The organism is Flavobacterium longum (assembly GCF_965137575.1).
In the GTDB taxonomy this organism is placed as follows: Bacteria; Bacteroidota; Bacteroidia; order Flavobacteriales; family Flavobacteriaceae; genus Flavobacterium; species Flavobacterium longum.
The window spans coordinates 40,042-51,704 of record NZ_CBCRZJ010000009.1 but is presented as its reverse complement, the minus strand read 5'-3'; the positions used below and the strand labels follow the sequence as shown (position 1 = coordinate 51,704).

General features: G+C 48.3%; 8 protein-coding genes. 5 read left to right on the top strand and 3 right to left on the bottom strand.

Annotation, left to right across the window (positions count from 1 at the left end; all coding sequences use genetic code 11):
* Positions 1-51 precede the first annotated feature (51 nt).
* Both ACM9J1_RS13780 and ACM9J1_RS13775 read right to left on the bottom strand, forming a co-directional pair.
* The gene (locus ACM9J1_RS13780) at positions 52-1,719 is read right to left on the bottom strand and encodes a C1 family peptidase (protein WP_415582665.1); all 1,668 of its coding nucleotides are present in this window, start codon (positions 1,717-1,719) and stop codon (positions 52-54) included.
* Positions 1,720-1,965: 246 nt separating this feature from the next.
* Positions 1,966-2,589 (bottom strand): response regulator, encoded by a 624-nt coding sequence (locus ACM9J1_RS13775; protein ID WP_415582664.1) that lies wholly within the window; start codon positions 2,587-2,589, stop codon positions 1,966-1,968.
* Positions 2,590-2,663: 74 nt separating this feature from the next.
* Between ACM9J1_RS13775 and queG the strand changes: the two genes are divergently transcribed.
* From queG to ACM9J1_RS13760, 3 genes are read left to right on the top strand one after another with little or no spacing between them, the layout of a single operon-like run.
* A complete protein-coding gene (gene queG / locus ACM9J1_RS13770; RefSeq protein WP_415582663.1) occupies positions 2,664-3,581 on the top strand; it encodes a tRNA epoxyqueuosine(34) reductase QueG in 918 nt (305 codons plus the stop codon).
* Positions 3,582-3,637: 56 nt separating this feature from the next.
* Entirely contained in the window at positions 3,638-5,593 is a 1,956-nt protein-coding gene (locus tag ACM9J1_RS13765; RefSeq protein ID WP_415582662.1) for an O-antigen ligase family protein, read from the top strand.
* Entirely contained in the window at positions 5,590-7,296 is a 1,707-nt protein-coding gene (locus ACM9J1_RS13760; RefSeq protein WP_415582661.1) for a DUF7619 domain-containing protein, read from the top strand. The genes ACM9J1_RS13765 and ACM9J1_RS13760 overlap by 4 nt, the downstream gene beginning before the upstream one ends.
* Before the next feature lie 99 nt (positions 7,297-7,395).
* On the opposite strand, the gene ACM9J1_RS13755 is transcribed toward ACM9J1_RS13760, so the two are convergent.
* Positions 7,396-8,421, bottom strand: coding sequence for a LacI family DNA-binding transcriptional regulator (locus ACM9J1_RS13755; protein WP_415582660.1), 1,026 nt, complete (start codon positions 8,419-8,421; stop codon positions 7,396-7,398).
* Positions 8,422-8,578: 157 nt separating this feature from the next.
* Here ACM9J1_RS13755 and ACM9J1_RS13750 point away from each other — a divergent pair, with 157 nt between their 5' ends.
* On the top strand, positions 8,579-11,203 hold the full coding sequence (locus ACM9J1_RS13750) for a TonB-dependent receptor domain-containing protein (RefSeq protein ID WP_415582659.1): 2,625 nt from the start codon (positions 8,579-8,581) through the stop codon (positions 11,201-11,203).
* A 108-nt stretch (positions 11,204-11,311) separates the two neighbouring features.
* Positions 11,312-11,662 (top strand): glutaredoxin family protein, encoded by a 351-nt coding sequence (locus ACM9J1_RS13745; protein ID WP_415582658.1) that lies wholly within the window; start codon positions 11,312-11,314, stop codon positions 11,660-11,662.
* Position 11,663: the final 1 nt, after the last annotated feature.

Sequence of the window (11,663 nt, the reverse complement as noted above, 5' to 3'; positions counted from 1 at the left end):
TTAAAGTAAAGTAAACGAAACGCCCACTCTATTTTGCTTATTATCAAATATTTAAACCCTTTGCACCCCGGTGAGCGCCACCATTGAGGTTCCCCATTTGTCTACCCAGGCGTAGGGCAAGTACGCGTAGCCAACATCGCCGAAGCATTTTCCCCAAGAATTCTTGACGATGAAATAGCCTCCGCCAGCGCCTTTGGCGATGTTTAACGAGGCGGGAATCTGGTCGTTGTCTACATAGCCGACGAGTTCAACGCAGTGGCCACCGGCGTCCGCGGGGAGTTTTTCTTTCTCGTCGAACACCACAAACCCTTTTCCGTCGGTAGCGCTGTGGTTACCCGTGCGGAAACTCGGCGCAACGCTGAAGCAGAAAATGATAGGTCGTCTCCGGCTCAGGCACCATTTGGCCAAGGTGATGTCACTTTGCCAGATTGGATCCCAGATTAAGCTGAAGTTGGTGAGCTTGAACCTTGATGTTCCGCGGACATTCGTGTCAAACACGCAAACCTCCACCTGATCGATCACTTCGGTTACCCAATCCGTAACGGTGTGGCATACCCAGCCCGCCAATACGCCCAAGATTGGAATGCCTTCAAACCAATCGCACACTTCACGGACCACTTTTTTGGTGTCGGTGATGTCCATCACGTAGCAATCACGGTCTGCCTGATGGTTTGTGTTGGAACAGTCACCCGAATAGTTGTCGCAAGAATGGGTGTAGCGACGCGTGGCGTCATTTTCCACGCGCGATAACGATGGGTTGTATTCCCAGGAAGATTCAAACGGAAAAACATATCCGGAAACCATCTGGAACAGCGCGCTCATTGGCGGAAAATAGCCGTCGCCATAGTAGTCGTCGAAAATATTCGGATTCCAGTCCAGCTTCTGTTTTTTGTACAAATCCTGTTCGCTCAAATTGACTTTTCGGCCATAGCGAACCGAGATGGCGCTTTCAACGGCTGCCACGGTACCGAACGCCGTACAAGTGCCGCGACGGCCTTGGTTCTTGACGCTGGTCAAGTGCGGTTTCAATGGCCAGTTCACGTTCGCTACAAAACCTTTTGCGTTGGGTGCAGGATTAGACCGGCGGCAACTGTTGGAGAGGTGTTGGTCTGATTTGTTTCCTTCACCTTGTTCCGGCCCGGGATTGTTCAGGTCATATTGGCGAACCAGCGTGACAGACGGCAATTCCAGACCAATCTTGGCCAACTTCAGTAAGTCTTTCCGAAGCGCAACTGAAAGGATATTGGGTGAATCGGGCAATGAAGAAAACAATTTTTGCAATTTCGCCGGCGCGTCTTTGATCAGTGGTGCGATTTCGGCCCGTAACTCTTGGTACAACTTGAAGTCATTCGCCTTGTTCTCGTTCATTTTCCTCACGTAGAGCGCGTCTGTTGCCAACGATTCAACATCGTTGAGGAAAAATAGATCATCGCCGTCCTTGAATTTAGGTGCAGACGGCAACGGCTTAATTTTTCCGCTCACGAGTTCAGATAGCGCATGTTTTTTCCCCACAAGTGCTTTTGACGATTCTTCCCAAATGAGATTTCGCACGGTTTCGTTCCGTTTTTTCGCGGTTTCCTTCGTTTGCTCGGTGATGATTTTCGTTTCCGTTTTGTCCTTGATTAATTTTTCAAGGTTGGCTTTTGACATTTTCGGATGATTGGCCACCCGTTGTTTGTCTTCGGCATTCCGTACCGGTTTGAGATAAATGTAACGCATGATTTCTTCGATTTAATTCATAGATTCAGTTCAACACTATTTTGTAGTGGTAAAATTGAATCAGTAATCGAAGCCTCACAATACGCCAATGCGCGGCTTTTTGTCCGGACGACAAAGGGAAAGGCAACAGGCCAAGAACCAGTATCGAAGGCCTGGTATCCGGAAGATGGATGAAAAGCAGGAACAAAAAAAATACGCCGTTTGGCGTACGTGAAGATTTTGGAAAAGACGAAACCCGAATGAAATCTATCGCTTCAGGTATTTGTTGACGGCTTCCACCCGCGTATTGACATGCAATTTTTCGTAAATGTGTTGCACGTGTTTGCGTACCGTGGCCACACTGGTATGGGTCGCGTCGGCCACTTCTTTGTTCAGCAGTCCTTTCGAGAGCAGGTCCAGGATTTCCATTTCCCGATTGGTCAACGATTGCACCGACGGGTTGTCGGATTTTATTTTGGAGAAACTCGCGACGACTTTTCGGGCAATGGCCGCGCTCATCGGACTGCCGCCGTCGAGTAAATCTGCAATGGCTTCCACGATTTTCGCCGGACCGTCAGATTTGAGCAAGTAACCGCTCGCGCCAGATTCGAGGCTTTGGAAGATTTTGTCGTTGTCATCGTAAGACGTACACATCAAAAAAAGCATTTTCGGATGCGCTTGTTTCAAGTTCCAGACGCAATCAATACCACTGGAGCCGGGTAAGTTGATGTCCATCAAAACAACATCGGGCTGCCGAGTCGGGATTTCCCGCATCGCGACTTCTGCATTTTCGTAAACGCCTTCCAACGAATAACCGTCGGTGAGTTGGATGATCAACGATAGCGCGTGCCGCATTTCGGCATTGTCTTCAACGATGCAGATTTTCGTCATAGGGATTTGATCTTCGGGAAATAGTCGGCGCTTTTTCCGTTCTTTGTCTCAGTAAATGTAATTTTTTTTCCGAAGTGAACCAATCTGCCCGCACCGCATTCGTTAAATCTGAAGCCAAACGCCTCGGATTTTTATCGTGTGGAATTTCGAAAGCCGGGTTTCTCGAAGAAGAAGCGCCGCGCTTGGAAGCCTGGTTGCAGAACGGCATGCACGGCGAAATGTCGTACATGGAAAATCATTTTGACAAGCGGCTTGACCCGACCAAACTCGTCGATAGCGCCAAAAGTGTCATTTCGTTGCTGTTGAACTATTATCCGGCGGAAATCCAAAAATCTGACACCTACAAAATTTCCAAATACGCCTATGGGCAGGACTACCATTTCGTCATCAAGGACAAACTCAAGGAATTGTTGTTTTCGATCCAGAACGAAATCGGCGACGTGTACGGCCGCGCGTTCGTAGATTCGGCGCCGGTGCTAGACAAAGCTTGGGCGGCCAAAGGCGGGCTCGGCTGGATCGGGAAAAACGCCAATCTGCTCACCCAGAAAACCGGTTCGTTTTATTTCATCGCCGAATTGATCGTCGATCTCGAACTTGACTATGACCATGCCGTCACCGACCATTGCGGCACCTGTACCGCTTGTCTTGACGCATGTCCGACGGAGGCCATTGTCGCGCCATACGTGGTTGACGGCAGCAAATGCATTTCGTATTTCACCATCGAACTCAAGGGAAATCTGCCCGAAGACATGCGCGGGAAGTTCGGCGATTGGGCGTTCGGGTGCGATGTGTGCCAAGACGTTTGCCCTTGGAACCGTTTCTCCAAACCGCACAACGAGCCTTTGTTTGACCCACATCCGGAGCTTTTACAGATGACCCGAAAAGACTGGGAAGAAATCACCGAAGACACGTTTCGGAAAGTATTTAAGAACTCAGCGGTGAAGCGCACTAAATTCGATGGCCTGACGCGAAACATCGATTTTCTAAAATAGCCGCGCGGAAAGTTTCAATCCGGCTACTTTGCTATCTTTGACCACAAACCACCGATATGCGAACCAGCTTTACGGCGAAAGCTTACTATGTATTTTTACTGTTGTTGCCGCTTATTTTCTACAGCGATATCGGCGACAAGATTTTGTTGCCCAGACAATTGTTGCTTTCCTTGTTTGTTCTGCTGCAGGGGTTTTTGATTGCGAGAGTGAACCGAAAAGACGGCAGACTACGCATAGATGCGGTTCATCTGGCGATGCTGATTTTTCTTGCGCTTTCGGCCATCATTTCACTACCGAATGCGACGGTACTGTCTGAGGCGTTTTACGTTTTGTCAAAGTTGTGGATTGTGGTGTCGTTTTCGGTAATGACCGGATTGTTGCTCAGGGCCAATCTCATTACCGGCAAACAACTCATCAACGCCGGAATCATTTTCGGTTGCGCGGCGCTGGGAACGGCGCTCGTCGACATGACCGAAAAAACCATGCGTGGGCAAAACCTATTTCATTGGGTTTACACGATTTTAGGGAGTTTCGGCAACAAAAACCTGCTGACTTCCATATTGTTTTTATGCCTACCGTTCTTCATGATTGGCCTGCGGGAAAAGCGTTATATAAGGATTGTCTCGTGGGTTTCGCTGTTTTTGATCGTTGCATTTGTCGTTATCTTAAGGACGCGCATCGTCATGATTGCAACGGCTGTCTTTTTTGGCCTCTTCATTTTGTTTTATGGCGTTGATTATGTCAAGGGAAAGTTGCGTTGGTTGGGCGGAGCGTTTGTCGCTTTAACCATTGTGGCTGTTTTATGCTATAGCGGCGGCACAAGCGCCGATTCGGAAAAGTATTTTTCAAGGCTTCTCAGTGCAGATACGTTGAGCGAGCGTTTTTTATTCTGGCGGAATTCATGGGCAATGTTTCGCGAACATCCGTTTGGGGTAGGACTGGGCAATTGGCAAATTTATTTTCCGAAATACGGTTTAAGTCATTTCCAGTACGACATCGCAAACGGCATTACAACGGTGCAACGGCCGCACAATGACTTTTTATGGGTGCTGTGCGAAACCGGCATTTTGGGATTCGCGGTTTTCCTTTGCATTTTCGTAGGGGTAATTTATCGCTCGTTCAGGTTGATTAAACGGGCTGGCAATAAAGATGAAAAGTGGCTATCTGTGTCACTGTTTTCAGGCGTGGTCGGGTTTGTGTTCATCGCCTTTTTTGATTTTCCGATGGAACGCATCGAACATCTCGTGCTTTTAATGTTGCTCTTCGCGCTGATTGTCCACCGATATGAAACGATAGGAGGCAACAGTCTTGCCGTACCGGTAGGTAAAACTGCATTGGTGTTTTTCGTGGTCTGTAGCGCATGTTTTTCTTTGTACGTCGCCGGGACGCGATTTGTCGCCGAGAAAAACGTCTATAAATTGCAAGCTGCCAGGAGAGACGGTTACAGTCAGGAAGCGCTCAAGTTCGCAACGGATGCTGAAAGTAGTCTGTACCAGATTGATTCCAAGACGATTCCGATGCAATGGTACAAAGGTGTCGCGGAATTCTCCATACGTCAGTACGCCGAAAGCCAAGCCAGTTTCGAGAACGCCTACCGCTTAACGCCGTACAACATCCACGCGATGAACAATCTGGCGAGTTGTTACGAAGTCAACGGAAGCCGAAAAAAAGCCATTGCGCTCTACGGAAAGGCGTTGCGTATTTCGCCTCTTTTTGAAGAAGCACGATTGAACCTGGCGGCGGTTTACTTCAACGACAAGCAGTTTGAAAAAGCCTTCGAGACGATTGATTCCTGCGCCACGACTTCAAAAGATCCGAAATATAAAATGTTCCTGCCGCCAATCCTGAAGGCCAAAGCGGCGTTGCTGGCCGAAAAATTGTCCGCGGTTTCGCCCGATAAGAAGGGCACAATCTTAAACCTGCCAGATTATTCGCAGATTTACTTTGTCTCCAAAAAGAATAATATTACATTTGAGCAACAGCTAATCAGCCAGTTAAAAAACAATTTATGAAAAAACTACTACTATTTTTGGCACTCTCCTGCATGTTTTGCGGCGCCGCCCAAAATCTCATTTCGGTTACTCCAAATAGTGGGCTTGCCGGCGAAACCCTTCAGGTCACCATCACGGGAGAAAACACCAATTTTACTTCCGCCAGTGGCGTAGAGGGCGTTTCTTTCTACAACAATATGTCTTCGGAGTTTTTTTCGAGTACAATACAGGTCTTGGCACCTGATCAGATGACGATCATGCTGACAATCCCCAATAATGTACCGACCGGTGCCTATGATGTGACGGTATTTTCCGTCTGGCCGTTTCCTACAATGCCCGCCGGCTTTTACGTTACCAACAACAACAACGTCATCTCCGGAATCGTGAGGTTGGATGTCAATGGGAACGGCTGTGATGCGTCAGATCCGCCAAGACCTGGCGTGAAGGTATTCCTAAACGATGGCACCAACAGCAGCTATACGTTTACAGACAGTTCGGGGTATTATTCGTTTTATGTAGGTGCAGGCAACTTTACCGTAACGCCGCAGCCTGAATTGCCCTATTTCACTGTCGCGCCTGCGAGTGGCTCGGCCAATTTTGCGACGGTCGACAACCTTAGCCAAACCGCCGATTTCTGTCTCTCGGCCAATGGCACGCACAATGACGTCGACATCATGATACTTCCGCAAACGGCCGCGCGCCCGGGATTTGACGCTACCTACAAGTTAGTATACAAGAATAAAGGCAACCAAACCATGTCCGGAGCGCTCAGCTTTACTTTCGATGATTCGCGGCTGGATTTCATATCCGCTTCATCGCCGCCTTCGTCGCAAACCACGAATAACCTGGCATGGACGTATGCCGACTTGTTGCCATTCGAAACCCGCACAGTCACCTTTGTGCTTAATGTAAATTCTCCTGTGGAAACCCCGGCGGTGAATATCGGCGACATACTGAATTTCATTGCGGCAATCGATCCGCTCTCCGGCGACGAAACGCCGAACGACAACACGGATTTATATACTCAAATCGTGGTTGGCTCATTTGACCCGAATGACAAAACCGTGCTGGAAGGTTCGTCGGTACACATCGACAACGCCGGCGATTATTTGCACTATCTGATCCGGTTCCAGAATTCCGGAAACTTTATGGCCGAAAACATCAGGGTAGAAGACTTGCTGTCCGCCAACCTGGATCCGTCGACCTTGCAAGTGGTTGCCGCGAGCCATTCCTATCGTTCTACGCTTACCAACGGAAATCGTCTGCAATTCTTCTTCGACAACATTAATCTACCGCCTGAGAGCGAAGACGAGCCTGGCAGTAATGGCTTTGTGTCGTTTAAGATCAAACCGGTAAATACTGTCGCCATCGGGACGACGATTGAAAATACAGCCGATATTTATTTCGATTTCAATTTCCCGATTATCACCAACACCGTTTCTACGACGTTTACCACGTTGGGGAATCCGTCGTATGGCGTGGTCAACAATGTCGTGCTGTGCCCGAATCCTGCAACGAGCACACTAAATATCCGTACAGATTTGTCCGCGGAAATCATGCACGTGAAGATTGTAAACCAGTTGGGGCAGGTCGTGAAGGTAGCGCAGCCCGTTTCGGGCACGTCGTTGTACACCATCAATGTCGATGATTTGGCTCCGGGCATTTACATTGTTCAGGTAGCAAGCCAAACCGGTATGTTTTCACAGAAATTGATCAAGCGTTAAAACTACTCGTATGATAAAACAAAAAGGTGCCTTTCCGGTGCCTTTTTTTGTTTGCAGATGGCCGAAAGAGAAGGTACGCCTATGCTGAGAAATACTTCCTCAGCGTCCAGAAGTCGATTCCCGTTCGATGATGCTGGTTTCCAGCTCTACGGTTTTCGGTTTAAACGGTTGCATTTCTTTCTTGGCGTTGATTTCCTCCAGCAGTAATTTAAAGGATTGTACGCCCATTTCAAAACTCGGCTGGTCCACAGTGCTGAGTTTCGGGGTGATGACCTGCGACATGAACCAATTGCTGAAGCCAATCACTTTTACTTGTTCAGGCGATTTGATCTCGACTTCGTTGAAATGCGCCAGAACGCCCACCGCCACCAAATCGGTAATGATGAAAATGCCGTCGACGTCCGGGTGTTCATTCACGATTTGCCGCGCAAATGCGAGCCCTTCCTCAAACGTAACATTCTTGCACGTGTAAACCAATTTAGGATCGAAGGGAATCCGATTTTGTTCGAGGGCTTTCTTATATCCCAGAAACCGGTCTATCGCGTTTTGAGGATTCACTGGGCCGCGGATGTGCGCGATTTTTCGGCAGCCTTTCTCGATCAGATGGTTCACGGCATTGAACGCCGCTTTCTGGTCGTTGATGATTACTTTGGAGCACGGGATGAGCTTCGAGATTTTATCGAACATCACAAAAGGCACTTCCTTTCGGAGGATTTCCTTGATGTGCAGGTCATCGTTGGATTCGTTCGACAAAGACATGATGATGCCGTCAACCCGTTTCTGCATCAAAAGTTCCACTTGCTTTTTTTCGAGTTCGAGCGATTCGTTGGATTGCAGGATGATGACCAAGTAGCCGTTTTTTTCGGCTTCGTCAATAATCCCGTTGATGACATTGGAGAAAAAATGATGCACGACTTCAGGAATGATCAGCCCGATGGTGCGCGATTCCTTCGTCCGGAGATTTACGGCGAAACTGTTGGGCGTATAACTGAGCGATTCGGCCAACTCTAAAACTGCCTTTCGTGTCTTCTGGCTCACGTCCGGGTAATTCTTCAACGCCTTGGACACTGTCGTGATGGATATTCCTAAGGTTTCGGCAATTTGTTTTAACGTAATGTCTCTCATTTAACAAATATCATAAAAACCCCGCAATTTCCAATCGAAAACGTTTTCGGTGATTTCGAAAACGTTTTCGGTAACGATTCCTTAATTATATGTTAAGTAAAAATATAATTTCGGAAAATAGACCGACAAAAATTACTAATCAAACAAATTACAAATGATGGAAAAAAATACTCAATTTCTGAAAAAGATGTTGTTTGTAGTGGCTGTGCTGCTCTGCAATGTTTCTTTTTCTCAAAACAGTAGTTTATCAGGAAAAGTGACCGACGCCAAAGGCAGCGCCATTGCAGGTGCAAACGTGGTATTGAGCAATTCCAAATCAACGCTGACCGATGCAGACGGAGTGTACACGTTTACATCACTTGCCGACGGTTCGGTTACCGTGACGGTTTCCTACGTTGGTTTCGCCACCGAGCAAAAAACCGCCGATGTCAGCGGAAGCACGACGCTCGACTTCCAGTTGCAGGAAGATTCCAAGGTTTTGGAAGAAATCGTCGTGACCGGTGTGGTCAATCCGCGGGCGAAAATAAAGTCCAGCGTTTCCATCACGACACTCGATGTAAAGCAAGTGGAACAGTCTGCGCCAAGGTCAACGGCCGAAATTTTCCGCACCATTCCAGGCATCCGTTCCGAATCTTCGGGCGGCGAAGGAAACGCCAACATCTCTGTTCGCGGTGTTCCGATTTCCTCTGGCGGTTCAAAATATTTACAACTTCAGGAAGACGGTTTGCCGGTGTTGCTTTACGGTGATATCGCGTTTGCGACCGCTGATATTTTCACCCGATTTGACCGCAATGTCGCCAAGATCGAAGCCATCCGCGGCGGTTCGGCCTCGACGTTGTCCTCAAACTCGCCGGGCGGCATCATCAACTTCATCAGCAAAACGGGCAAAACCGAAGGCGGCAGCATGGCCACCAGTTTCGGACTTGACTACAGCGATTTCCGGACAGACATTGAATACGGCGCGCGTATTGGCGACGGATTGTATTTCCACGCAGGCGGGTTTTACCGTACCGGAGAAGGCGTCAGAAGCCCTGGTTTTACGGCCAACAACGGCGGCCAATTCAAGATGAATGTCACCAAGGAATTTGAAAGCGGATCGGTAACGGTTTATGCGAAATTCCTGAACGACAGGGCAGCCGCGTACATGCCGATGCCGATTAAGGTAACGGGCACCAACTCAGACCCGAACTGGGAAAGCATCAGTGGTTTCGATGCCACATCCGCCACGCAACAATCTCCCTATCTACTCCATAACGTGGGCTTGGACGGCAATGGCAACATCCGCCGGGGCAATGTCGCCGACGGTATGCATCCGGTTTCGAAAAGCATAGGCGCATCGGTGAATTTCGAGTTGGCCGACGGCTGGAAAGTGACCAACAATGGCCGGTTCTCCTCTAATAGCGGTCAGTTCATTACGCCATTCCCGGCAGAAGTCGCTTCGGCTGCAACCATTGCGAACTCTTTCGGAGCGGGTTCAACCCTGACTTACGCCAATGACGGAACGCCGTTCAACAACCCGAACGGTTTGGTGTCCAGAATCCATATGTTCGACGTAGAATTGAACAATTTCAACAACTTCATGAACGATTTGCGGATCACCAAGAAATTCGACAAAGTAGGCATCACGGCCGGTTACTTCAAATCCATCCAAAATATTTCAATGTCATGGCTGTGGAATTCCTACCTGCAGGAAGTGTCAGACAACAATCCGCGTTTGATCAACGTTACCGACGGTTCAGGAAACCTGCTTTCCAGCAACGGATTGTACGCGTACGGCGTGCCGTTCTGGGGCAACTGCTGCACCCGGAATTACGATACACAATACAATGTGTCTGCGCCTTACGCCAATGTGTCTTTCGAAGCCACCGATAAATTGTCTTTGGAAGGCGGCATCCGTTTCGACATCGGTCAAGTGAACGGTTCATTCGCCGGATCGTCGCAAACGGTTTACGACATCAATAACGACAACGTCATTTCGGCTCCGGAAACCAGCGTGTCGGCCATCAATACCGCCAACACGACCGCTGTTGATTATGACTATGATTATGTGTCTTATTCTGTGGGCGCCAATTACCTGCTCGACGCCAAGCAATCTGTGTTTGCCCGTTACAGCAAAGGCGCATCGGCCAAGGCAGACCGAATCCTGTTCTCGGGACTGGACTATCTGGATGGCGACAAGATCAACGCCTTGGATTATCTCGCACAAGCGGAAATCGGTTACAAGCGTAAATTCGACAAAGGCTATCTTTATGCTACATTCTTCAGCTCGACCACAACAGAGGAAGGCGGTTTCGAAGCCACGTCAAACAGCATCATCGAGAACGATTACCGTTCGATGGGCCTGGAAATCGAATCGTCTTACAGTGTCAACAACGACTTGAACCTCCGCGGTGGCTTTACTTATACCAAAGCCGAAATCACTTCTGGTGCCAATGATGGCAACGAACCGAGAAGGCAACCAAAATTGATGTACAACTTCATCCCGACGTACAAATTCTCTAAAGGAAAAAACATGGTCGGTTTGAGTTTCATCGGGCAAACCAAAGCATACGCGCAAGACAACAATGAGTTGGTGATGAACGGTTATGTCATCGTCAACGGTTTTGTGGAAGTCGGCATCACCAAAGGATTGTCTTTGAATTTGGCTGGAAACAACCTGTTCAACACGTTGGCCATCACCGAAGCTGAAGAAGGCAGCATCACAGACAACACGACGAACATTGTCAGGGCGAGGCCGTTGCCGGGAAGATCGATTTCGATGTCGTTGTCTTACAGGTTCTAAAATCAAGATTTCATGTTTAGTTTGAATAATTCCTATACCATATCTTTTTGGTGTGGGAATTATTTTTACGCAGAACGCCTATCTTTAAATCTCTTTAAAACGCTCCCAATGAAAAAGTTAGTGGCGCTCTTGTTTTTCTTGATGCTGTGCGTCGGCCAAGGCTGGTCGCAGGAAGTCCGGCCGGATGCTGCGCAAAAAGCAGGTCAATCAGTCATCATCGTGTACGGCAGCAACGATTGTCACCATTGCATCGACACCAAGAAATACCTTACCGAGCACAACATCGCGTTCGTTTTTTACGACATCGACCGAAACCCCGAAGCGTTGCAGGAAATGCTCTCGAAACTTCGAAAGCACAACATCAGCACCAACAATTTGCAGATTCCTGTCATCGACAAAAAAGGCGTAATCTTTACCAATGACATCCCTTTTGAAGACTTTCTGAAGAAACTGGAATAAC

Coding starts and splice junctions, on each gene's coding strand:
- ACM9J1_RS13780 (WP_415582665.1), bottom strand. CDS start 1,719: ATGCGTTACATTTATCTCAAACCGGTACGGAATGCCGAAGACAAACAA.
- ACM9J1_RS13775 (WP_415582664.1), bottom strand. CDS start 2,589: ATGACGAAAATCTGCATCGTTGAAGACAATGCCGAAATGCGGCACGCG.
- ACM9J1_RS13765 (WP_415582662.1), top strand. CDS start 3,638: ATGCGAACCAGCTTTACGGCGAAAGCTTACTATGTATTTTTACTGTTG.
- ACM9J1_RS13760 (WP_415582661.1), top strand. CDS start 5,590: ATGAAAAAACTACTACTATTTTTGGCACTCTCCTGCATGTTTTGCGGC.
- ACM9J1_RS13755 (WP_415582660.1), bottom strand. CDS start 8,421: ATGAGAGACATTACGTTAAAACAAATTGCCGAAACCTTAGGAATATCC.
- ACM9J1_RS13750 (WP_415582659.1), top strand. CDS start 8,579: ATGGAAAAAAATACTCAATTTCTGAAAAAGATGTTGTTTGTAGTGGCT.
- ACM9J1_RS13745 (WP_415582658.1), top strand. CDS start 11,312: ATGAAAAAGTTAGTGGCGCTCTTGTTTTTCTTGATGCTGTGCGTCGGC.